17 protein-coding genes are annotated in these 23,654 nt (G+C 45.5%); 15 read left to right on the top strand and 2 right to left on the bottom strand.

Annotated features, from left to right (window positions below; all coding sequences use genetic code 11):
* Positions 1–67 precede the first annotated feature (67 nt).
* The 13 genes from L1D11_RS02460 (at position 68) to tldD (ending at position 16,540) form a co-directional block, all read left to right on the top strand.
* Entirely contained in the window at positions 68–553 is a 486-nt protein-coding gene (locus tag L1D11_RS02460) for a prepilin-type N-terminal cleavage/methylation domain-containing protein (RefSeq protein WP_239832732.1), read from the top strand.
* Positions 550–1,122 carry a prepilin-type N-terminal cleavage/methylation domain-containing protein gene (locus L1D11_RS02455; RefSeq protein WP_239832733.1) on the top strand — a complete coding sequence of 191 codons (573 nt, stop codon included), beginning with the start codon at positions 550–552 and terminating at the stop codon, positions 1,120–1,122. The genes L1D11_RS02460 and L1D11_RS02455 overlap by 4 nt, the downstream gene beginning before the upstream one ends.
* Positions 1,122–1,850: a prepilin-type N-terminal cleavage/methylation domain-containing protein gene (locus tag L1D11_RS02450; RefSeq protein ID WP_239832734.1), complete on the top strand. Its 729-nt coding sequence runs from the start codon at positions 1,122–1,124 to the stop codon at positions 1,848–1,850. Before L1D11_RS02455 ends, L1D11_RS02450 begins: the two co-directional genes overlap by 1 nt.
* A complete protein-coding gene (locus tag L1D11_RS02445) occupies positions 1,840–2,277 on the top strand; it encodes an MSHA biogenesis protein MshP (RefSeq protein ID WP_239832736.1) in 438 nt (145 codons plus the stop codon). The genes L1D11_RS02450 and L1D11_RS02445 overlap by 11 nt, the downstream gene beginning before the upstream one ends.
* Complete coding sequence (locus L1D11_RS02440; protein ID WP_239862003.1) at positions 2,274–5,564, top strand: polymer-forming cytoskeletal protein; 3,291 nt, start codon at positions 2,274–2,276, stop codon at positions 5,562–5,564. The genes L1D11_RS02445 and L1D11_RS02440 overlap by 4 nt, the downstream gene beginning before the upstream one ends.
* Positions 5,565–5,711: 147 nt before the next feature.
* Positions 5,712–6,755: a rod shape-determining protein gene (locus tag L1D11_RS02435; RefSeq protein ID WP_132968578.1), complete on the top strand. Its 1,044-nt coding sequence runs from the start codon at positions 5,712–5,714 to the stop codon at positions 6,753–6,755.
* Between the two features lie 93 nt (positions 6,756–6,848).
* Positions 6,849–7,736, top strand: a complete 888-nt coding sequence (gene mreC / locus L1D11_RS02430) for a rod shape-determining protein MreC (protein WP_239832738.1) — start codon at positions 6,849–6,851, stop codon at positions 7,734–7,736.
* Positions 7,726–8,214: a rod shape-determining protein MreD gene (mreD, locus tag L1D11_RS02425; protein ID WP_239832739.1), complete on the top strand. Its 489-nt coding sequence runs from the start codon at positions 7,726–7,728 to the stop codon at positions 8,212–8,214. The genes mreC and mreD overlap by 11 nt, the downstream gene beginning before the upstream one ends.
* A gap of 7 nt (positions 8,215–8,221) precedes the next feature.
* The gene (locus tag L1D11_RS02420; protein WP_239832741.1) at positions 8,222–8,824 is read left to right on the top strand and encodes a Maf family protein; all 603 of its coding nucleotides are present in this window, start codon (positions 8,222–8,224) and stop codon (positions 8,822–8,824) included.
* A 20-nt stretch (positions 8,825–8,844) separates the two neighbouring features.
* A complete protein-coding gene (gene rng / locus L1D11_RS02415) occupies positions 8,845–10,314 on the top strand; it encodes a ribonuclease G (protein ID WP_239832742.1) in 1,470 nt (489 codons plus the stop codon).
* A 10-nt stretch (positions 10,315–10,324) separates the two neighbouring features.
* Complete coding sequence (locus L1D11_RS02410; protein ID WP_239832743.1) at positions 10,325–14,197, top strand: YhdP family protein; 3,873 nt, start codon at positions 10,325–10,327, stop codon at positions 14,195–14,197.
* Positions 14,198–14,262: 65 nt separating this feature from the next.
* Positions 14,263–15,075 carry a carbon-nitrogen hydrolase family protein gene (locus L1D11_RS02405; protein ID WP_239832750.1) on the top strand — a complete coding sequence of 271 codons (813 nt, stop codon included), beginning with the start codon at positions 14,263–14,265 and terminating at the stop codon, positions 15,073–15,075.
* 19 nt (positions 15,076–15,094) lie between these two features.
* Entirely contained in the window at positions 15,095–16,540 is a 1,446-nt protein-coding gene (gene tldD / locus L1D11_RS02400) for a metalloprotease TldD (RefSeq protein WP_239832744.1), read from the top strand.
* A gap of 104 nt (positions 16,541–16,644) precedes the next feature.
* Here tldD and L1D11_RS02395 read toward each other — a convergent pair whose 3' ends face one another.
* Positions 16,645–18,024, bottom strand: a complete 1,380-nt coding sequence (locus tag L1D11_RS02395) for a PhoH family protein (RefSeq protein ID WP_239832745.1) — start codon at positions 18,022–18,024, stop codon at positions 16,645–16,647.
* Between the two features lie 464 nt (positions 18,025–18,488).
* Between L1D11_RS02395 and rapA the strand changes: the two genes are divergently transcribed.
* A complete protein-coding gene (gene rapA / locus L1D11_RS02390) occupies positions 18,489–21,398 on the top strand; it encodes an RNA polymerase-associated protein RapA (RefSeq protein ID WP_239832747.1) in 2,910 nt (969 codons plus the stop codon).
* A gap of 86 nt (positions 21,399–21,484) precedes the next feature.
* Here the strand turns inward: rapA and L1D11_RS02385 are convergent, their stop codons facing one another.
* Positions 21,485–22,756, bottom strand: a complete 1,272-nt coding sequence (locus tag L1D11_RS02385) for a divalent metal cation transporter (protein WP_239832748.1) — start codon at positions 22,754–22,756, stop codon at positions 21,485–21,487.
* 157 nt (positions 22,757–22,913) lie between these two features.
* Between L1D11_RS02385 and L1D11_RS02380 the strand changes: the two genes are divergently transcribed.
* Positions 22,914–23,648: a pseudouridine synthase gene (locus L1D11_RS02380; RefSeq protein WP_239834324.1), complete on the top strand. Its 735-nt coding sequence runs from the start codon at positions 22,914–22,916 to the stop codon at positions 23,646–23,648.
* Positions 23,649–23,654 lie beyond the last annotated feature (6 nt).

Here is a 23,654-nt window from a genome sequence, read left to right as displayed (position 1 = left end):
TTCATATACATAACATCATCAGTTTCGTTATCTTGTATTCTTAGTGCTCGATCGTTAGAGGTTCATTATGGATAACCGCCCTATATCCACAGGCTTTACCCTGGTAGAGCTGATCATCGTTATTATTATCGTTGCTATCCTCTCTTCTTATGCGGCAAGCCGCTATATCGGTACGTCGAGCTTTTCTGCAGTGGCTGCTCAGGAGCAGGTGATTTCAATTATTCGTCAGATTCAAGTGAATCGAATGCAATCCAATGTGAGTGGGCATGATGGCCACTTTCGCTTGCAAGTCAGCCCCGATTGCCTTGGTTCTTCTGAGAGTTGTGGGCTGAGCGCTGCCCAGCGTGAACATCGAAGCGATTGGATTGCTGATGCTTCACTGACATTTAGCCAAATAGGATCAACGAGCCTAATTGATTTTGATTTATTGGGGAATCCGCTGAACGTGAGTGGCGCAGATATTACGATTTCCATTCGTGAAAACGCGAATCAAAGTCAATGCCTAGTCAGCATCAACCCCCAAGGCTATGTCTCAAAAGGGAGCTGTTCATGACCTTTCATCGCGGGATGACATTAATCGAAATGATCGTCGCGATCGTGATACTCGGAATTGCAATGCTGTCGTTTTCGTCTTTTTTGGTTCCTCAAATTAGCGATTCTGCATCTGCGCATTATCAAACGCGCGCAGTTGCATTAGGGCAAAGTTTTATGAGCCAAATTCTGGCTCGTGGCTTCGATCAAAACAGTGACCCCAATGGGGGGGAAGTTCGATGTGGAGAAGGCGATGTGGGGAGCCAGCAAGAGCAATGTACATTGCCTTCCCAATTAGGTGCAGATGGAGAAACTCAACTCCGTGATTTTAATGATGTGGATGACTTTATTGGATGCTGGTATACCGAGACGACACAATCTCAGTGCTCAGTAGGCCCGCCGTGGCCTTTACAAAGTGTGCTTGGGGACGACGTTCAAGAGAGCTACCGAAATTTCAGGGTCGAGATTGATGTGGTTTATGATGGCGCCTTGGACAGCGATGGAGTCGGTCATTTAAAACGGATCAACATGACCATTTTTGCAGGACAAAGTGGCCGATTTGTCCTCACTGCTTATAAAGGAAACTTTTGATGAAAGTTCGGGGTTTTACTTTAATAGAGATGGTATTGACGATGGTGGTTGGCGTTATTATGGTGCTCGCTATCGCTGGCTTTGTCGAGTCGGGAACCAAAGGGTATGCCGATTCGATCAATCGACAAAGAGTACAAACTCAAGCGCAGTTTATTTTGGAAAAGTTGTCACGAGAATTTCGTGATGCTGTTCCAAATAGTTTTCAAGCCTCCGGCTCGTGTCTCTCTTTTATCCCTATTCACTTTTCTGGTATTTACTCGGCTATTGGTCAAGATATCGACTTTCTTGTTGGGGATAATAATGACGATGGAAGTGAGATAACAACCATTCCCAATGGATTAAGCATGGTGATTAACCCCACTCGTAGAGAAGACTTACTCCCCATAAATACATTCGATGTCGGAAACCAAAATAAAAACAACGGGCATTTTACGCTTGTAGGTGAAGCCAAAAACTTGGTCAGTCGTTCAATTGCGGATCGCCATTATATTTTTGATCCCAATGACATTGTAGAGTATTGCGTTGTGGGTAATATCATTACTAGGCAGTCGTTACAGGATGCGTCGCCTTTAACGGTCGCAGACAGCATAGTGGGATCAAAGAGCGGCTTTAAATATTTAGATCCGACTCTCCAGCGAGGTGGCCTTGTTCATATTGACTTGGTTGTGGAGCAAAATAGTGAACGCAGCGTTTACCAACAAGATGTCCAGGTGCTCAATGTCCCGTAGTCAACGTTATCAACGTTATCAAAGTGGTAACGTATTAATTGTGGTTGTTTTTGTTATTGTGGTGATGGGTTTTTTAGCGCATTCACTAACGCGAGTCGGGTGGTCAAATAGCGACAGCTTAACGAGAGAGCAACTGGGTACCCAAGCTTGGCTACTATCACACTCCGCTAATGAGTGGGCGCTAACGCAATTATACCCTATTCCTTTACTCTCGACTTCTGCGGCGTTCGATTCGATGTGCACAAATACCATCAGTGGAGCTCGTCCAAACTTAGTGACAGCCGAACCATGCCAAGCGCCTCGTATGAGTTGTACGCGGGTCGGAGACTTGAATAATCAACGCTTTTATAAAGTAGAAGCCAAGGTGATTTGCGGAAGTGGTAGGTTGCAGGTTGAGCGAGTACAAGAAGTATGGGTAAAAGAGTGAATATACAGCCAAATAAAGGGTTCAGACAACGAACCCAATTAAACGTAGAGCAGAGTTGGCTAGAAAGGAGCTTCAAGGCTCTCGCTGGGCTACTTATGGTGTTAGTGTTATTTTCAGCTTCCGCTTCCGCTAAAGTCTATGACTTATATAACCCTAATGTGGGTATCTGTCCTGGTGGGGTGCTGGAATATAAGACTAATTCTTATCAGTATGTTTGCCACACCGATAATCGATGGATTAACTTTAATGTTGGGGATCGCATCGTATGGAGTGGACCGACTGATAAGACCGTGCTTCTAACCGTGAAAAAAGGCATGAACTTTCCCGGCAATAACCAAGTGGGTACGCTGGCTTCTCCTATTTCCCTACATACTGTTCAAGCAACCGTCATGTTTGTCGGTCCAGATATTGTTGTGACAGGAAAAACCTCGGTAGGTCCGGCTGGCTACCATGTTTCTGCAGAAAGTAATGGAGTAAAGTTGCTGGGTGGGGTGTTGAACCAAAGTCCGAATGGCTTTGTCTCTGTGCGTGGCAGTAATAATGAAATCAAAGGGGAGGTTAATGCCGTTGGTCATATATACCTCGAAAATGTACAAGTGACCGGGAATATAGCTAGCAGCACGAATTATGTGTCGGTGCAGGGAACGGGCAATCAAATTGATGGTAATATTTCGGCTTTCGATAAAGTTGAACTTAATGAAACAAAAGTTAACGGTAACATAGAAAGTCAAGGGGCCACCGTTGACATCACGGGTACCGGAAATGAAGTGAATGGTGATATTGTTGCACTGAGTTACGTAAGATTGAATGATACAAAAGTGGTTGGTAATGTGGTCAGTCATGGCACCCAGGTTGAAACGACAGGCTCATCGAACGAGGTTTATGGGGATGTAACCGCATTACAAAAAATTAACTTACACAACACGAAAGTATGCGGAACAGTCACATCTACAGGGCAAGCGGTGAAGATGACTGGCACCAATAATGCCGTTTATGACGAACATAGTGCGATTGACGCGTGGTACGACATTGATCTATCAAATGCACTTATTTGTGGTTCGCTAACATCTCATTTGGCCCCTATATCCACTGTGAATACATCATTACATTGCGGCTTTAATGATCCAAACTGCGGCTACGCACCATCAAACTGCCCCGAAACAAGTGTCAGAGTGTGCAGTGGTGATTCCCCCCCCCCCGCTGAAAAAATTGAAGTTAATCCACGTAATTACCACCTTACGTGTGAAAGCACCCCAGAGAATATGGTTGAAGTGTCTGTGTTAGATGGTGACGGTAACTTACTTGAAGGGTATCGACCGACCCTCAGTCAAGATAGTGGCACAAACTTAGATATTCAGTTTGTGTCCGAAGCCGGGGGGATTTCAAAATTTCGTGTGATAAATAATACTCCTAATACTGTTGGTAACTACTCGCTTTCTGCTTCACTGAAAGTATCAAATACGATTACTTTAAGTGATAGTGATACCATTAAATATGTGCCTTATAAATTTGAAGTAAGCGATCAAAGCGTTATTGCGGGGAAACCCATTGATGTTCCTATTAAAGTCAAAGCGTGCAGCAATAGTGGGCAGTTAATTGATTTGGGGTACGTAGGGTCTCCTTCGGCGTCATATTCTTACCAAAAACCAGTGACAGCCTCCGCGTTTCCTAGCCTTCTGCAATTCAATGCAGATCTGACTGATTCTAATCGCAATGCCAGACTGACCTTCCAAGATGCAGGGCAAATATTGGTGACGATTACCGATAATAATTTTCAATGTGATGAGGCTTATTGTCCCGTTGAAGGGGGGGCGTTGAAAGGTCAATTTATGGTCCAATCGCGCCCATGGAAAATTGCGATTTGTGATGTTGAAAATAGTGACGGGACGATTGAAAATCCGGCTAAAACGGATGAGATAGCCGGCTATTTCATTTCAGCTGGCGAGGAGTTTAGAGCGACCTTTAAGCCGATTGTTCACCCTCAGTTTTATCAGTCACCTCCAAGCGATGAGTGCCAATATCAAACCACGTTTAACTATTATTCAGAGACAGGCCATGCTGCACCGTTAAGTGTGGGGCTTGAGTTAGCATACCCAAATACAGGCGTGCTGGGTAACTTAGCGAATGATCGTTTCCCTGGCGACTACACTTTTATGCCTAACGACAAGGTTGGGTCAACTCGTCAAAAAACTCTGAGATTTTCATGGCAAGAAGTCGGGTCATTAAAAATGAAGACTTCCGCAATGTATTTATCAATGTCACTGAATGTGGATAATCAAACGATAGGCCGTTTCTACCCAGATTATTTTAGGATCACGCAGTCAGATTGGACTGCTCCTGATTCTCAGGGAGGGTCGACTTATATGGGGCAACCTTTCAAACAGGTTGACTTTGCTATCACCGCGTTTAGTGCTGCAGACAAGCCGACCAGCAATTATGGAAATTTTGCCGATTATTTGAAAGGTGCTTTCTTTTTGTGGGGGGCTTACTCTGCTCGGTTAGACATCAGTGATAGTGAGTTAACAGCAAGTAATTGGAGCGGTGCGGTTTGGGCACAATCATGGGATAACAGAGTCGTTTGGAGAAAATTGGAGAGCGCGACCCTCGGCGCGTCGCTACCCGATGGCCCTTATAACTCTGCGCGCACGACAGATAGTAGCGTGACGATAGACAGTCACTTAAGTTTAACGTTAGACAAAAACGATGACAGTGTGAGTGATAGCCTCGATCCTACCCAATTTAAAATAATGAGCGGGAGCCCTTCCACTCTACATCAAGAGTTATTGAACCAGCCGGATGTACGTTATGGGCGTATGATGTTAGATGATGTTGCCGGGAATTCGGGTCAAAGCATTCATGTGCCGTTAAGGGTTGAGTATTGGCAAGGTAAACAGGGTTTCCAGACCAATGTGCAAGATGATAATAGTCAGTTTGATACGAGCTTACAGTGTCGGGATATTGTTTGGACAGAGGCTGATCCGGCAGTCAGTGATTCGTTATTAACCAGTGACCCAGAGATTGGGGTGATATCAGCCGGTCAAGGCGATACTGTATTTGCCAAGCAAACGACAAATCAACGGGAGCAAGTTCGCTTGTTTTTACGCCAAGGCAGTGCTCAACCTAACGGTATTTCTTGTGCTTGGTCACAAGGAAGTCAGCCTTGGTTACAATTTAACTGGCGAGATCAAGGAGATGAAGACCCTTCTTCCATTGTAACCTTCGGCATTCATCGAGGTAATGATCGGGTTATCTATCGTGGAGAGCCTGATCGACTTAATCGCCCATAGCCCTTGGTTTTCTGATTTAAGTTAAGTTACTGTAGTAATACGACGTTTCTAACCACCTTTACACACCAATACCTTGCCGTAATAGCAAGGTATTGGTACATTTAGTGCAATTTTTATCTTCTAATTCTTGCAGGATGAGCGAAGAATATGTTTAAAAAGCTTCGTGGCATGTTTTCAAACGACCTATCGATTGACTTAGGTACTGCCAATACCCTTATTTATGTTAAAGGCCAAGGCATTGTTCTTGATGAGCCTTCTGTTGTTGCGATTCGCCAAGATCGAGTCGGTTCTGGAAAGAGTGTCGCTGCTGTTGGTCATGCTGCTAAGCAAATGCTTGGCCGTACGCCTGGCAACATTTCAGCGATCCGTCCAATGAAAGATGGCGTAATTGCTGATTTTTACGTAACGGAAAAAATGCTTCAGCACTTCATTAAACAAGTGCATGACAACAGTGTCCTTAAACCAAGCCCTCGTGTTTTGGTTTGTGTACCTTGTGGTTCAACGCAAGTAGAGCGTCGTGCTATCCGTGAATCAGCGCTAGGTGCTGGTGCTCGAGAGGTTTATCTAATCGATGAGCCTATGGCTGCTGCGATTGGTGCAGGCTTACGCGTATCCGAGCCAACGGGTTCAATGGTGGTTGATATCGGTGGTGGTACTACTGAAGTTGCGGTTATCTCACTAAACGGTGTGGTTTACTCATCTTCTGTACGTATCGGCGGTGACCGTTTTGATGAGGCGATCATCAACTATGTTCGTCGTAACTACGGCAGCTTGATCGGTGAAGCGACAGCAGAGAAGATCAAACACGAAATCGGTTCAGCTTACCCTGGTGATGAAGTCGAAGAGATCGAAGTTCGTGGTCGTAACCTTGCTGAAGGTGTACCTCGTAGCTTTAGCCTAAACTCAAACGAAATCCTTGAAGCACTTCAAGAACCTCTATCAGGTATTGTATCGGCTGTAATGGTCGCATTAGAGCAGTGCCCACCCGAGTTAGCTTCTGATATTTCAGAAAACGGTATGGTACTCACAGGTGGCGGTGCACTGCTTAAAGATCTTGACCGCCTACTCACAGAAGAAACGGGTATCCCAGTTGTTATTGCAGAAGAGCCACTTACGTGTGTTGCTCTAGGTGGCGGTAAAGCCCTAGAGATGATTGACATGCACGGTGGTGACCTGTTTAGCGAAGAATAATATCTAGTGTTAGGCTCTTTTATATTTCGTTTTATGTAAAGAGCCTAGGACCTTATCTATAGGATAAAATGTAGCCCTAGGATCAAATATAGAATGAAGCCAATTTTTGGTAGAGGCCCCTCTCTACAATTGCGCCTGTTTTTTGCTGTAATTTTATCAGCCAGCCTTATGCTGGCTGATAGTCGTTTAGATGCTTTCTCAAATGTTCGCTATTTATTAAACAGCATGGTTGCACCTATTCAATATGCAGCCAACTTGCCTCGCACTATGTTCGATGGTGTATACGATCGTTTTAGTACCCGACAAGGGCTAATTAAGTCCAACCATAATATTAAAAGAGAAGTCTTGCGCTTGAAGAGCGAGCTGATCCTGCTTGAACAATATCAAGAGGAAAATAAGCGTCTTCGTAAGTTGTTAGGATCTCCGTTTATCCGTGATGAGAAGAAAGTCGTCACAGAGGTTATGGCGGTAGACTCCTCACCATTTCGCCATCAGGTTGTGATTGATAAAGGTCAGATTGATGGGGTGTATGAAGGTCAGCCGGTGATCAATGAAAAAGGCATTGTAGGTCAAGTGACTTTCGTCGCTGCTCATAATAGTCGTGTCTTGCTACTGACTGACGCAAACAATGCGATTCCCGTGCAGGTTATTCGTAATGATATCCGTGTAATTGCTTCTGGCAATGGCATGATTGATGAGCTCCAGCTAGAGCACATTCCAACCAGTACTGATATACAAGAAGAAGATTTGTTGGTGACATCGGGCCTTGGTGGGGTATATCCAGAAGGTTATCCAGTTGCTTATGTTACTGCTGTTGATTACGACCCGAAACGAGAGTTCGCTGTTATTAAAGCAGAGCCTGTGGTTGAGTTCGATAAACTCAGATACTTGCTGCTTGTATGGCCTGATGAAAATAAACAGATGCAAGCGGATCAATCCAGCATAGAACAAGCATTGTTAGAGGGTGAAGATGGCCAATAGCGTTTTAAGAAGCAAGGTCGTAATTGGCTGCTCATTTTTAGTAGCACTGATTCTGCAAACGATCCCTTGGCCTGGTAGTTTAGACCTATTTAGACCATCTTGGTTACTGCTGGTTACGTGTTACTGGGTTTTGGCTCTGCCGCATCGTGTTAACGTAGGTAGTGCTTTGATTCTAGGCTTATTTTGGGACCTTTTGATCGGCTCTACTCTAGGTATTCGAGGTATGATGATGGCGATAGTGATGTACATTATTGCGATGAACTTCCTCGTCATTCGTAACATGGCGTTATGGCAGCAAGCGATGATCATTGCCGCGTTAACGGTGTTGCTTGAACTGTTGGTATTCTTTGGTGAATATTTGATCCAAGATGTTGTTTTTAATCCGTTATCGTTATGGGGTGCATTGATAAACTGTATACTTTGGCCTTGGATGTTTTTATTAATGAGGCGCGTGCGTCGCCATTGGCATGTGAGGTAGCGTGACGATGGAAAAGAAACATTTAGTTTTGGCATCCGGCTCACCACGCCGCAAAGAATTACTATCGCAACTCGGTTATGAGTTCTCTGTCCTCGTAACCGATGTTGAAGAGTATAAACACGCCCAAGAAACCGCCGAAGAGTACGTTAAGCGACTATCTTTAGATAAAGCCTTAGCGGCGTTGTCTTTATTGAAAGATAACCCTTCTGAAAGGCAGCATGTCGTTCCTAGTTCTGATACAGTCGTTCTTGGTTCTGACACAGTGGTCGTTAGCCAAGGGCAAGTGCTTGAGAAGCCGACCGATTTTACTGACTCTAAGCGTATGCTTACTCAGTTAGCGAATGAACGTCACCAAGTGATGACGGCGGTTTCTGTGGTTTCAGAAGAAAAACAAAGAACAGAAATCATTATTACCGACGTATGGTTTAAACCCCTCAGTGAAAAAGAAATAGAACAATACTGGCAAACAGGGGAGCCATGCGATAAAGCCGGTAGCTATGGGATCCAAGGTTTGGGTGGGCGTTTTGTCACCCGAATCGAAGGTAGTTATTACGCCGTTGTCGGCTTACCTTTATTTGAAACGGACCAGCTACTGCAAGAATTCTTATAATTACTAATCTGAGGTGCACCATGAGTGCTGAATTGTTGCTGAACGTGACCCCGAGTGAAACTCGCGTGGCCATGATTGAAGGGGGGGCTCTTCAAGAGATCCACATCGAACGAGACGCTCGACGCGGAATCGTAGGAAATATCTATAAAGGTCGCGTTAGTCGTGTTCTTCCGGGAATGCAGGCTGCGTTTGTGGATATCGGTCTTGAGAAAGCAGCTTTTCTACACGCCTCTGATATTGTTCCACACACTGAATGTGTTGCTGAAAATGAAAAGAAGCAATTTCAAGTTCGCGACATTTCAGAGCTTGTTCGTCAAGGGCAAGACATTGTGGTTCAAGTCGTCAAAGACCCGCTTGGTACCAAGGGTGCCCGCCTAACCACTGATATCACTCTGCCATCTCGTTACCTAGTGTTTATGCCGGGGGCGAGTCACGTTGGTGTTTCTCAACGTATCGATAGCGAATCCGAGCGTAATCGTCTTAAGAAGGTCGTCTCTCATTACTGTGATGAGCATGGTGGCTTTATTATCCGTACTGCTGCAGAAGGCGCTGATTCGAATGAACTCGCACAAGATGCGGCATTCTTGAAGCGTTTATGGCTCAAGGTATTGGAACGCCGTGGCAAGCATAAAGCGCGTACTCGTTTGTACGGCGAATTGTGTTTAAGTCAGCGTATCTTACGTGACTTTGTGGGAACGGAACTGAGCAAGATTCAGGTCGATTCTCGCCTTGAGTATGAAAACCTTAAAGAGTTTACTTCTGAATACGTGCCAGAGCTGACTGATAAGCTTGAGCTGTATGAAGGTGATAAGCCTATCTTTGATATGTACGATACTGAGAATGAAATTCAACGTTCTCTGGATCGTAAAGTTGAGCTCAAGTCTGGTGGCTATTTGATTATTGACCAAACGGAAGCAATGACTACGGTTGATATCAACACCGGTGCGTTTGTTGGTCGTCGTAATCTAGAAGAGACGATTTTCAATACTAATGTAGAGGCGACACAAGCGATTGCTCGTCAACTGCGTTTGCGTAATTTAGGTGGCATCATCATTATCGATTTTATCGATATGCTGTCGGAAGACCATCGTAAGCGAGTACTCACTTCTTTAGAGAGTGCGTTAGACAAAGATCGTGTAAAGACCAACATTAATGGTTTCACACAGCTTGGTTTAGTAGAGATGACGCGTAAGCGCACTCGTGAAAGCATTGAGCATATTCTGTGTTCGAGTTGTCCTGCTTGTGAAGGTCGTGGCAGCGTGAAGACAGTTGAAACCGTTTGTTATGAAATACTTCGAGAGATCACTCGTGTTAACCGTGCCTATGACGCTGACAAGTTTGTGGTTTATGCCGCTGCTGCGGTTGCTGAAGCGTTGGAAGGTGATGAGTCTCATGCGCTTGCGGAACTTGAAGTGTTTATTGGTAAGCAAGTTAAAATTCAGGCTGAGCCTCTGTACATACAAGAGCAGTTTGATGTTGTTATGATGTAATGGAAATTTTGTGAGCTCAAGCGTTACTCTGATTCTACGCGCATGTTTATGGTTAGTGGTTACTCTCTTAGTAACGCTAGCCATTGCCGTAACTACACTGCGTGTAGCCTTACCCAATTTAAATAAGTATCAATCTGAAATTGAGCTTTGGGTAAACCAACATTCCGGTTTTGAGTTTTCTATTCAAGACGTGGGCGGTTTTTGGCGTAACACTCACCCTTCTATTGCTCTGCAAGGCGTTAAAGCTAGCCTCCCCAATGCAGAAGATGTGACCTTCTCTGTTGAGCGTGTTGAAGTCGAGTTTGACTTGATTCAATCGCTCGTGCAGATGCGCCCGGTTGTGGCCGATCTAGTCATGAATCAAATGTATCTTGATATCCGCTCAATTGATCTGTTTGCCGGACAAAATGGCAAAGACGAACCTACAGATCCCGAGTCTTCCAAGCGAGTGATACAAGAGCTCGATAATTTACTGCTAAAAACATTGGTCGATGTCACCGCGAAAGATTCTACCATTTTGTATCGTGCTGTTTCGGGTGAAGAACGTCAGCTCGATATAGAAACCTTAAAATGGCAAAATTCAGACAAACATCACCTTGCTGAAGGTGTGGTGAGTATCAAAGATGCCAATCTAAACTCTCTGTCAGTGAGTGCTAACTTTATTGATGGTGGGTCACTGACTGATGTGACTGGTGAGTTTTATGTCAGTGCCGACAGCATTTCGGTTAAGCCATGGCTTACGCATTATATGCAGGCGGAATCCGGCATTGAAACGGGTACAGTGAGCTTAAATAGCTGGCTTACGCTGCGAAATAGCAAACCAGTGAGCGCTTATGTTGAAGTTCTGCCTTCAGAATTGACGTGGAATGAAGATGGCAAGCATGACCTAATGCTTGAGTCAGGTATCTTTAAGTTATCTCCGATTGATGATGGTTGGCAGGTAAATGGTCACTCACTAAACCTTAGAACGGATGACACACCTTGGCCGGAACTCGACGTAGCGTTCAAGTGGAACCAAGGTCCTTGGGAGCTCAATGTCTCTGAATTAAACATTGAGACAATTACCCCGTTGATTAAGCTGATGCCGGACTCTGAACAATCCACCAAAATGATCAACGTATTATCTCCGGGTGGTTCTGTTTCTGATATTCGTGTATCTATGGGGTCAAACATCGATAGCCTGCGTTACTCTGCTAGCTTTTCTGATCTGGCGATTGAACAGTGGGAGTTAGTGCCCGGTTTTAGCCAAGTGTCAGGTAGTGTGTTTGGTTCGGCATCAGAAGCGAAAGCTAGCCTGCATGTTATTGATGATGTGTTCCCTTATGGTGATGTTTTCCAAGCGCCTTTGAATATCAAACAAGGTCAGGTTGATATTGTTTGGCAACAAGATGAAAACGGCTGGAAACTGTGGTCGGACAAAATCACAGCTGCAACGCCAGATTTACAAGTACTGGGTGCATTTCGCTTAGATTTCCCTAAAGATGCGAGCCCGTTCTTATCTTTCTATGGCGAAGCGGACGCTTACAATGTCGGCGAAACATGGCGCTACTTACCTACACTGGCCCTTGGGCAAGACCTAACAGATTACTTGTCTACTGCAATTCAAGCGGGTAAGGCGGATACTGTAAAACTATTGTGGCATGGTGAGTTGGCTCAATACCCATACGCGAATCACGATGGTATTTTCCAAGTCTGGGTTGGCTTAGAAGACGCGAAATTCAGCTTTGATACGGCGTGGCCATTGATTACTGACCTTCAGCTTGATCTGTTGTTTGAAAATGATGCGATGTATCTCGATTCTCGCTCAGCTCAATTGATGGATGTAACAGCCGGCCGAATCACTGGGCGCATTCCTTACTTAGGGGAAGGCGGTCATATCGAGATTGAAGCGAAGGCTACGGCTTCTGGTAATGCGGTTCGTGATTACATGACGGCCTCGCCATTGGTCGACTCTGTGGGTGCTGCGTTAACGGCGCTGCAAGTGAGTGGTGATGTATCGTCTGAATTCCAGCTCAATATTCCGTTTGATTCCGAGAAGGAGCCAAGAGCTTGGGGTTATGCTGACCTTAGTGGTAACCATGTTGAAATTGAAGCGCCGCCAATGGTGCTTGAGAACACCACGGGACGAATTAAGTTTGATAATGATGCTGTGACGGCAAATGGCCTCGCTGCTGATCTGCTTAAGCAAGGAATATCACTCGATTTTAAAGGTCAGAATGATGGCCCTGGCTATGCTGTTGATATTGATGTGCTGGGTGATTGGGATGTTAAGCCTCTAGAACCTTATATTGGTGAGCAGTGGTTAAGTCGCTTGTCAGGCCATGTGCAATGGCAGAGCCAGATTGATATCCAACTGAATGACATCGGGTTTACCTATCAATTAGATCTGCAGTCAGATCTTAAATATTTGGCGAGCGATTACCCGTATCCACTGGCAAAAAAATCGTTAGAGAGTGGGGCGGCAAGGCTACAAACATCGGGTAATCAAGAAGCGATTACCGCGCGTCTGCAATTGCCGAACACTAAGTACCAAGCTGAGATTGATATTACAGGTGATGTTCCTGAGTTAACGGCGACTAATTTAGTTCTGGGCCGTGGCGGCTATAAAATTAGTCCTGTTGTGGGCCATCATGCGTTGATTCGTACTGATAAGTTTAATGCTGATGATTGGCTTTCGGTGATCATGGAGCCGGTAAAGCCATCAACAGCTGTTCTAAGCCAAATGAACACACCAACTATTCCAGCTCCAAGTCGTGTGACTTTTGAAAGTAAAGAGCTGATTCTTGGTGGTATTGCTTGGAATGATGTTGATTTTAGTGCGCGCAAGAATAAACAAGCTTGGCAAATGGAAGTATCGAGCCAAGAGCTAGAAGGGGATATTAATTATCTGCCTCCTTATGATTTAACCGTGTCGTTGGATCGTTTGCACCTGTTTGTTCCAGAATGGAGCGACAAATCAAAGCAGGAGCCATTGCTGCAACGCAAAGAGCAAGAAGCACCGTTGATCTCTGAGTTGGATAGAAAGATCCATGATGTGATGCCGAATCTCAAGCTAACCCTTAACGACTTCTGGCTGCAAGGCTATAAAGTTGGCAAGGTGGATGTTGAGCTGGCGAGAGAAGAAAACCGCATCGCGTGGAAGAAAATTCAGGTACGCAGCGGCGGCAATAAAGCGGATGTTAGTGGCTGGTGGGAATTGAATGGTAACAAGAGTCATTCATCGCTGAAAGTTGACGTTGAAGGTGAAAACAACAGTGAGCTAATGGAGCGCTTTGGCATCACGTCGGGAATTCAAAAAGCGCCATTTGAGCTGGAGGCTCAACTTGACTGGGATGGTTCACCTTGGGGTATCAAGATGGATACGCTTGATGGTGACGTAAAAACCAAGTTCGGTAAAGGTATTATCTCAGATGTGAGTGGGGCTGCTCGCTTACTTGGTTTGTTTAGCTTAGATTCGATCATCCGTAAGATGCAGCTCGATTTCTCTGATGTGTTTGATAAAGGCATGGCATTTAACAGCATTACAGGTACTGGCAAGATGCAAAATGGTATCTTCCTGACCAATGACCTGAACATGGATGCCGTGGCGGGTGAGATGAAGATCAAAGGCATCGCTAACCTAAATACTCGTCAGGTAGATGCAGAAGTAAACTTTACGCCAGATATCACTTCGGGTATTCCGGTGCTAACAGCGTTTGCGGTAACGCCTCAAACTGCGTTGTATGTGTTGGCGGTAACTACGGTTATTTCACCGGTTGTTGAGGTCTTTACACAGGTTAATTACTCGGTGAAAGGTCCTCTGGATTCACCAACGGTAAGTGAGCTTTCTCGTAGCTCTGGTGAGTTCCAACTTCCAGAAAACTTAAGGAAGTTGGCTGAGTAAAAGTAAGGCCTAATATACAGATAAATAGTGATTTCTGAATCATAATGAATGGAGAAGCAGTGCACATGGATTGTGTTGGTTTGATTCAAATGACTTCGGGCCCAGACCCTGACTGCAACCTTGATTATCTCGCCAAAGAGATAGCCAAGTGTAAGGCGTCAGGAGCAAAATGGGTCGTGTGCCCAGAGAATGCATTGGTATTCGGTAGCAAAGCGGATTATCACAAGTATGCCGAGCCCCTCAATGATGGCCCATTGCAGAAGAAATTGACTGAGTTAGCTAAGCTTCATCGCATTTGGATCATTGTGGGCAGTATGCCGATAACCACCGCGAAAGGTGTCACCACCACGACTTTGGTGATTGATGACTTCGGCAGCTTAGTGACTCACTACGATAAGCTACATATGTTTGATGTGGATGTCGCCGATGCCCATAAGTGCTATCGAGAGTCTGATATTTTCACTCCTGGTGACCGAGTTGTGACAACAGAAACGCCTTTTGGTCACTTAGGTTTAAGTATTTGTTATGATGTGCGCTTTCCTCACTTGTATTCAGAGTTACGCAAGCAAGGCGCGCAGATCATAGTGGTACCAGCTGCGTTTACTGCAGTAACCGGTCAGGCGCACTGGGAAGCACTGTTAAGATGCCGGGCAATCGAAACACAATCGTGGATTGTTGCGGTAGGGCAAGGTGGTAAGCACCCTTGCCAAAGAGAAACATGGGGACACTCTATGGTGGTTGATCCCTGGGGAAGAGTGGTCGCACAGTTAGACCAAGATCCTAAAAGTATGGTGGTCGAGATAGACACGTCCAGTTGTGAATCCATTAGGCAAAATATGCCAGTCACACAACACACTCGATTTACCAATCAATTTTAATTACAAACAAGAGCCATCTATGAGCATTAATCAAATTGAAGAAGCGCTACTGAACCCAACAGGGCTTACGGAGCAAAATATCGCAGATACATTGGCGAGCATTGCTACCCGCCAAATTGATTATGCTGATATCTACTTTCAGTCAAGCTGGCACGAATCTTTGGTGCTAGAAGACAGCATCATCAAAGATGGCTCTTTCAATATCGATTGTGGTGTGGGTGTTCGTGCAGTATCTGGCGAAAAAACCGGCTTTGCTTACTCTGACCAAATCCAACTCGATGGCTTAAAGCAAAGTGCGATTGCAGCCCGTGGTATAGCGAAGCAAGGTCAAAACAGCAAGGTACAAGCCTTCAAGCGCAACGCTAACCAAACTTATTATGATGCGGTAAACCCGTTAGCAAGCTGGGAAAAACAGCAAAAAACAGAACTTCTTAAGTCATTGGACGCTTACATTCGTACTAAAGAACCTATGGTGACGGAAGTATCAGTGAGCCTAAGCGGTGTGCATGAGCAGATGCTGGTTGCTGCGACTGATGGCACCTACGCAGGCGATATTCGCCCGCTGGTCCGTTTATCTATTAGCGTTCTTGCACAGAAAGGCGATCGCCGTGAGCGTGGTAGTGCTGGTGGGGGCGGTCGTTTCGGTTACGACTTCTTCTTAAGCGATGACAAAGGCACTCAAGTTGCTTACCAATTTGCGGATGAAGCGATTCGTCAAGCGCTTGTTAACCTTGAAGCAGTGGCGGCGCCTGCTGGGGCAATGCCTGTGGTTCTCGGTTCTGGCTGGCCGGGTGTTCTATTGCATGAAGCGGTAGGTCATGGTTTAGAAGGTGACTTCAACCGTAAAGAGTCATCAGTATTCTCAGGCAAAGTTGGCGAACAAGTTACTTCAAGCCTGTGTACGATTGTTGATGACGGCACATTGACTGATCTTCGTGGTTCATTGAACGTGGATGATGAAGGTGTTAACGGTCAGTACAATACGCTAATCGAGAACGGCATCCTAAAAGGTTACATGCAAGACAAGCTGAATGCTCGTCTAATGGGTGTTGCCCCAACAGGTAACGGTCGTCGTGAGTCTTATGCGCACCTTCCAATGCCACGTATGACCAACACTTACATGCTACCGGGTGAGCACACGCCAGAAGAGATCATCGCGACGGTTGATAAAGGTATCTACGCACCGAACTTTGGAGGCGGCCAAGTTGATATTACTTCTGGTAAGTTTGTGTTCTCAGCGTCTGAAGCGTACATGATTGAAAATGGTAAGATCACCCACCCAGTGAAAGGTGCAACGCTAATCGGTTCTGGTATTGAAGCGATGCAGCAGGTGTCAATGGTCGGTAATGACCTAAGCATTGACCGTGGTGTGGGTGTCTGTGGTAAGGCTGGTCAGAGCGTGCCAGTAGGTGTTGGTCAGCCAACATTGAAACTAGACTCGCTAACCGTTGGTGGTACTGAGTAAATCAGTCTAGTCTCAGCAAAATGACTGCAAAGTTAAAGTTAAAAGCGCCTCCATTGTGAGGCGCTTTTTGCTTATAGGTTACTGGTTCTGTGAGCGCACAGAGTCTACATGTTCTCTTCCGCGAACTCAGCCAGTCGGCTACGCACCACACCATTGAGATGTATGTTGGCACTGCCTTCGAAGTTTTTGAAACGCTCAACCATATAGGTTAGCCCCGAGGTCACAGGAGTTAAGTAGGAAGAATCTATCTGCGCTAGGTTTCCTGAGCAGACGATCTTAGTACCTTCACCACAACGGGTGATGATGGTTTTGATTTGCGAAGCGGTAAGGTTTTGACACTCATCGAGAAGCACAAACGCATTTTGGATGGAACGGCCACGCATGAAGTTGATCGATTTGAACTGGATATTCGCTTTATCACAGATGTACTTCATTGACCCTTCGGTACAATGGTCGTTTTTGTGCAGCGCTTCCAGTGTATCGGTCACGGCAGCCAACCAAGGCAGCATCTTCTCTTCTTCAGTACCTGGGAGGAAACCAATCGACTCACCAATGTCGGGCGTGTTTCGGGTGACGATGATCTTATCGAACTGTTTACGCTCAATGGTTTGCTCAAGTGCTGCGGCCATCGCGAGCAGTGTTTTACCACTACCTGCCGCGCCAGTTAGGATCACCAAGTCAATATCCGGGTCGAGTAGCGCATCAATCGCCATTCCCTGATAAATATTCTTTGGTGTGATGTCCCAGACTCTGCGATTCATTAAACGTTCACGGCTTAAGTCTCTGAGTGTGACAGTTTCGGTATCAATCTCTTCAACTCTTGCTGCAAAGTCGCTCTCTTCATCAATCACATATTGGTTGAGGAAGGTAGGCTCGAAAGGCGCTCTTGCTAGCGTATGGAAGGTTTTGCCAGCTAAGGTTTTACTTTCCACATTGTCGATACCATCCCAAAATGCCCCCTCAAGTTGTTGGAAGCCTTTGGTGAGGTATTGGATATCATCGATGAGTTGGTCGGTTTGATAATCTTCAACGAAGCGCACGCCCGCGCCTTTTGCACGTAAACGCATATTGATATCTTTGGTGATGAGAACCACTTCACGCGGCGCGCGTTTGTTTTGAAGGTAGAGTACAGCGTTTAGGATTCGGTTATCGCCAGCCTTGTCATCGGCAAAGGCTTTAATGCTTTCTTGAAGTTCGTAATCAGCGAGTATTGAGATACTGCCTGAGGCCTTGATGTCTTTAGTGAAAGGGATGCCTTCTGATATTTGGTCTGGTGTGGCTTCCCTGAATAAATCTTCGAGAGTTCGAATCGCAATTCTCGCATCTCGTGCAACATCCCTCTTACTGTCTTTGATTCTGTCTAGTTCTTCTAGCACTGTCATGGGGATAACGACATCGTGCTCTTGGAAAGAAAATATAGCGAAGGGTTCGTGAAGTAGGATATTAGTGTCTAAAACAAATAGCTTCCGGTTGGTCTCGCCCATAGCATCTCCTTGCCGCGTGCGGCTTGCTTTGCATCGATTGAACGTAGATTAATCTCACTTAAAGGTTAGTATCTCATTCTGGTGATAGTCAACTGCTCACCTAAAGTTCAACGAGAGAAATATTGCCATATTGTGATCGATGAATATGACGTATTCACTAACGGCAGTAATCTACTACCAATAGGTTAACCATGTTTTTTTTACAGTTTGATTGCATTGGCGAAAACAGAAAAAAAGCAGGAAATCATCGCCTTTAGACGTGACCTAAATCACAGCATCGAGTAAGATTAGCGACCTTTTTCTGCACCATTTTCTCGAGATATTTATTATTTAGAGCGCACTTAAAAAGTGGCTGCAAACTAGGCATTTTTGGCTATATTTTGAGTTCAAGAGCGGTAAGGTTCTTGTTTCAAATATCAGTTAAAAAGACTAAATTCCAACTATAAGATTGAGGTAGTCGATTCATGACATTTGCTTTGGGGCAACGCTGGATAAGCGATACGGAGAGCGATTTAGGTTTAGGTACCGTTGTAGCAATGGATGCTCGCACAGTGACACTAATGTTTGCAGCATCAGAAGAAAACCGTGTGTATGCACGTACGGATGCTCCCGTAACCCGAGTAACGTTTAATGTAGGTGATGTCATCGAATGCCAAGAAGGTTGGTCTCTGTCTGTCGAAGAAGTTATCGAAGATAAAGGGCTACTGACTTACCTAGGCACACGCGAAGATACTCAAGAATCAGAAGTGGCTCTACGTGAAATCTTCTTAAGCAATCAGATTCGTTTTAACAAGCCACAAGACAAACTGTATGCGGGTCAAATCGACCGTATGGATAACTTCGTGTTGCGTTACCGCGCGCTAAGCAATCAATATCAACAGCACAAGAGCCCAATGCGTGGCTTGTGTGGTATGCGTGCTGGCCTAATTCCTCACCAGTTGTACATCGCTCATGAAGTGGGTCGTCGTCATGCACCACGTGTTTTATTAGCCGATGAAGTGGGTCTAGGTAAAACCATCGAAGCGGGTATGATCATCCACCAACAAGTGTTGTCTGGCCGCGCTGAACGTATCCTTATCGTGGTACCTGAAACATTACAACACCAATGGTTAGTTGAGATGATGCGCCGTTTCAATCTGCACTTTTCTATCTTTGATGAAGAGCGTTGTATTGAAGCCTTTGCAGAGTCAGACAACCCATTTGATACCCAACAATACGTTCTGTGTTCTTTGGATTTCTTACGTAAGAGCCGCAAACGCTACGAGCAAGCGCTTGAAGGTGAGTGGGATCTATTGGTTGTCGATGAAGCGCATCACCTTGAGTGGAGCCAAGACAAGCCAAGCCGTGAATACCAAGTAGTAGAAGGCTTAGCAGAAAATACTCCTGGTGTACTTTTGCTGACTGCGACTCCGGAGCAACTGGGCCGTGAGAGTCACTTTGCACGTCTGCGCCTATTGGATCCTGACCGCTTCTACGATTACGAAGCGTTCGTTGAAGAAGAAGATCAATACGCACCGGTTGCTGATGCTGTTACCGCACTATTCTCAGGCGTGAAACTTGAAGACAGCGCGAAGAATCAAATTACAGAACTGCTTTCTGAGCAAGATGTTGAGCCTCTATTCCGTGTTATCGAAGGCGATAGCAGCGAAGAAGAGCAAGCATTAGCTCGCCAAGAACTGATTGATAACCTTATGGATCGCCATGGTACTGGTCGTGTTCTATTCAGAAACACACGTGCTGCTATCAAAGGCTTCCCTAAGCGTAACGTGAACTTACTGCCGATGGATATTCCAACGCAGTACACCACGTCGATGCGTGTATCAGGTATGATCGGTGGCAAGATTGCACCAGAAGCTCGTGCGATGAAGATGCTTTATCCAGAAGAGATCTTCCAAGAGTTTGAAGGTGAAGACTCAAGCTGGTGGCAGTTCGATTCACGTGTTAACTGGCTGATTAAAAAGATCCAAGACAAGCGCAGCGAAAAGATCCTAGTGATCGCATCGCGTGCAAGTACAGCCCTGCAATTAGAGCAGGCACTGCGCGAGCGTGAGGGTGTGCGTGCAACCGTATTCCACGAAGGCATGTCGATTCTAGAGCGTGACAAAGCGGCGGCTTACTTTGCTCAAGAAGAGGGCGGCGCTCAGGTTCTTATCTGTAGCGAAATCGGTTCTGAGGGTCGTAACTTCCAGTTCGCTAACCAATTAGTGATGTTTGATCTACCGTTCAACCCAGACTTGCTTGAGCAACGTATTGGTCGTTTGGATCGTATCGGTCAACAGCGTGATATTGATATTCATGTTCCTTATCTGAAAGGCACATCACAGGCGATCCTAGCGCGTTGGTTTGATGAAGGCCTGAATGCATTTGCGGAAACTTGTCCAACTGGTCGTACGGTTTACGATAAGTACTCAGACGTGCTTATCGAAATGCTGGCTTCTGGTAACACAGAACAGCTTGATGAAGTTATCGAAGAGTCAGCTAAGCTAAATCAAAGCCTAAAAGCGGATCTAGAAAAAGGCCGAGATCGCCTACTAGAGATGCACTCAAACGGCGGTGACAAAGCGCACGAGATTGCAGAGAAGATCGCATCAACCGATGGCGACACTAACCTAGTCACTTTTGCGTTGAGCTTGTTCGACACCATTGGTTTGAACCAAGACGACAAAGGTGAAAATGCGCTAGTAGTAACACCATCTGAGCACATGATGGTACCAAGCTACCCAGGCTTACCTTATGAAGGTGCAACGATTACGTTTGACCGTGAAACCGCGCTTTCTCGTGAAGACATGAACTTCATTAGCTGGGAACACCCAATGATTCAGGGTGGTATTGATTTACTACTTAGCGAAGGTGTGGGTACTTCTGCGGTATCGCTACTTAAGAACAAAGCGCTACCCGTTGGCACTATCCTGCTTGAATTGGTTTACCTGGTGGATGCACAAGCACCAAAGCGTAGTGGTATCAGCCAGTTCCTACCTAAGACTCCGATTCGTTTGATGATGGATGGCCGTGGTAACGATCTATCTGCTCAGGTTGAATTTGATAGCTTTAACCGCCAGTTAAGCCCAGTGAACCGTCACCTAGCAAGTAAGTTAGTTAACTCGGTACAAGGCGAAATTCACAAGCTAATCGAAGCGGGTGAGGCACAAGTTCTTCCTAAAGTTGAAGAAGTGCGTCAGCAAGCGCAAAGAGATATGCAGACAAACCTTAACGGTGAACTAGAGCGTCTACAAGCACTGAAAGCGGTGAACCCAAATATCCGTGATGAAGAGTTAGAAGTTATCGAAGCTCAGATTAACGAACTGACAGGCTACATCAGCAAAGCTCAGGTTCAATTAGACTCGCTACGTCTGATTGTGGTTTCTCATAACTAATATCAGCTAGTCAGTGAACAACAAATAAGGCCTTCATCATGAAGGCCTTATTTTTATCGAGTTTGTAAGCGTTGGTGATTGGAGGGTTACATTAACCATTTCCACCAGACAAATACTGCTAAGAAACCGAATAAGTAAACTAGGCCTGCGACAGACAGCCATTTTAGTTTGCTGCTAATGGCTAGCGCTTCTGGAAGCTTAGTTTTGTTCACCAAGATGAAGTTAAGCAGAGCGAAGAATGGCGTCGTAGTGAAAGCAAGCACCATGGCGAAATCGAGCATTGGCATCAATGCTGCGCTAAAGAACATCACAATCGCGAGTGCTGCGATAGAGATAATGATGATCCAACCTTGCAGCATGCGCGGGCTCGATTCCTTGTTGAGTAAAAGACGTTGTGATTCCGCGAGTACACGAGAGTAGCCGTCGATAACGGTAATCGTACTACCAAAGATACAGAAGAAAGCGATAATGGCGATGAGTGGGCGTGACCATTCGCCAATCGTCGACGCGTAAATACCAACTAACTGGTGAGTAAAGCCCACACCAGAGCGAGAGAGCTCCACACCTGAACCGTGAAGTACGAGAGCACCCAAAGCGACAAACACCAAAGCAAGCAGTGCAGTACCAATGTAGCCGACGTTGAAATCGAATAAGGCAGATTGGGCAGTGACTTCTTGTTCCTCTTTTTGGCTTTTTAGCCACATAGAGGTGATGCTTGAAATCTCGATAGGGGCAGGCATCCACCCCATGGTCACCACGATAAAGCCAATAGCTGCCAATGACCAAGGTGATGGTGGAACAAAAGCAGCATCCGGTTCGACAGGTGAGCCGATTGCAATGGCGACAGCGGCTAGAGTGGTGATCGTAAGGATTGCCATGATCGCTTTTGAAAGGGTGTCCAGAGCACGATAGTGTCCTGCAAATAAGATGATCAAGCAGGTCGCGAGTACGATCATACAAAGCGTGCTGGTTGCTAGCTCAAAAGGAATGAAGTAGCTAAGCAAACTCGCACTAAACAGCAGCAGTGCGGCTGTGTTTACGACGGCTGAAATAGCACTTAGTATAGAAAAAATCACTAGGTAAGGGCGACCCAGGTTTGAGTAACCCTCAACTAAGCTTTGTCCTGTACCAAGCGTATATTGGATGCCGGCACGAAAGAATGGGTATTTGAATAGGTTTACTAAGATGATCAATGCAGCGAGCTGCCAACCATAGATGGCTCCGGCTTTGGTTGAGGCAATTAAGTGTGAACCGCCGACTGCAGCAGCGGCCATCATAATACCCGGACCAAGAGATTTAATTAAACTGGATAGGGGAGCTGAGGTTTTTGTTGTGGTTGTTTTAACCGTACTGTCCATCATTGTTCCTTTGATGTTGGCTTGTTGTTTTCCGTTACCCTATCAATACCATGTTTCGTAAGTGCGTCAACTTTTATGTACAAAATATCAAAAATTGTATTTATTAATAAACGAATTAACTGTGAACTATTTGTTCACTAGTAAATAAGAGGCTTCAATGGCGTTAGAGCAGTACACACCACCAAGCGAACCTTGGATTGATATTGTTTATCAAGATGACGACATTCTGGTGGTGAATAAGCCTGCGGGGTTACTTTCAGTACCGGGCAGGTTGCCAGAGCATTACGACAGCATTTGGAGTCGTTTGGTGGAGGAGTTCGCTGATATTCAAGTGGTTCACCGTTTGGATATGTCGACTTCAGGCTTGATGTTGGTGGCTAAGCATAAGCAGGCAGAACGTCACTTGAAGAAGCAGTTCCAATATCGCCTGACGCACAAACTGTATTACGTACGCGTATGGGGATCGGTTGAACAAAAAGCAGGGTTGATCGATCTACCACTCATCTGTGATTGGCTAAATCGCCCCAAGCAGAAAGTCTGTTGTGAAGACGGCAAACCATCACAGACTCGTTATGCGGTAGAACAGCAAGAACCCCAAACGACTTTATTGAAGTTACTGCCAATTACCGGACGTTCTCACCAATTAAGAGTGCACTGCATGGAAATAGGCGCACCTATTGTGGGCGATGAGTTTTACGCAACACCCGAAGCGTTTGAATACAGTGATAGGCTGGCTTTGCATGCGTGTGAGTTGAGTTTTTATCACCCAGCGAATGATCAGCTGTTCAAAGCCTTTGCTCCCTGTGACTTTTATCCTCAAGCGTCTCCGCAAATCGAACAGCACTTTGAAATTGCGCCTGAGCTTCCAGACTACAGTAAGCTAAAAGCTTAAAATGGA

The sequence above is a fragment of the Vibrio sp. Isolate32 genome, from assembly GCF_022397955.1.
Taxonomy (GTDB): Bacteria; Pseudomonadota; Gammaproteobacteria; order Enterobacterales; family Vibrionaceae; genus Vibrio.
The sequence above is the reverse complement of the archived record's forward strand: the minus strand, read 5'-3'. Positions and strand labels throughout refer to the sequence as shown.

Excerpts from the sequence above, each read along its gene's own strand:
- L1D11_RS02385 (WP_239832748.1), bottom strand. The coding sequence starts at position 22,756 with ATGGACAGTACGGTTAAAACAACCACAACAAAAACCTCAGCTCCCCTA.
- L1D11_RS02380 (WP_239834324.1), top strand. The coding sequence starts at position 22,914 with ATGGCGTTAGAGCAGTACACACCACCAAGCGAACCTTGGATTGATATT.
- mreC (WP_239832738.1), top strand. The coding sequence starts at position 6,849 with ATGAAGCCAATTTTTGGTAGAGGCCCCTCTCTACAATTGCGCCTGTTT.
- L1D11_RS02445 (WP_239832736.1), top strand. The coding sequence starts at position 1,840 with ATGTCCCGTAGTCAACGTTATCAACGTTATCAAAGTGGTAACGTATTA.
- L1D11_RS02405 (WP_239832750.1), top strand. The coding sequence starts at position 14,263 with ATGGATTGTGTTGGTTTGATTCAAATGACTTCGGGCCCAGACCCTGAC.
- L1D11_RS02450 (WP_239832734.1), top strand. The coding sequence starts at position 1,122 with ATGAAAGTTCGGGGTTTTACTTTAATAGAGATGGTATTGACGATGGTG.
- rapA (WP_239832747.1), top strand. The coding sequence starts at position 18,489 with ATGACATTTGCTTTGGGGCAACGCTGGATAAGCGATACGGAGAGCGAT.
- mreD (WP_239832739.1), top strand. The coding sequence starts at position 7,726 with ATGGCCAATAGCGTTTTAAGAAGCAAGGTCGTAATTGGCTGCTCATTT.
- L1D11_RS02420 (WP_239832741.1), top strand. The coding sequence starts at position 8,222 with ATGGAAAAGAAACATTTAGTTTTGGCATCCGGCTCACCACGCCGCAAA.
- L1D11_RS02460 (WP_239832732.1), top strand. The coding sequence starts at position 68 with ATGGATAACCGCCCTATATCCACAGGCTTTACCCTGGTAGAGCTGATC.
- rng (WP_239832742.1), top strand. The coding sequence starts at position 8,845 with ATGAGTGCTGAATTGTTGCTGAACGTGACCCCGAGTGAAACTCGCGTG.
- L1D11_RS02455 (WP_239832733.1), top strand. The coding sequence starts at position 550 with ATGACCTTTCATCGCGGGATGACATTAATCGAAATGATCGTCGCGATC.
- tldD (WP_239832744.1), top strand. The coding sequence starts at position 15,095 with ATGAGCATTAATCAAATTGAAGAAGCGCTACTGAACCCAACAGGGCTT.
- L1D11_RS02395 (WP_239832745.1), bottom strand. The coding sequence starts at position 18,024 with ATGGGCGAGACCAACCGGAAGCTATTTGTTTTAGACACTAATATCCTA.
- L1D11_RS02435 (WP_132968578.1), top strand. The coding sequence starts at position 5,712 with ATGTTTAAAAAGCTTCGTGGCATGTTTTCAAACGACCTATCGATTGAC.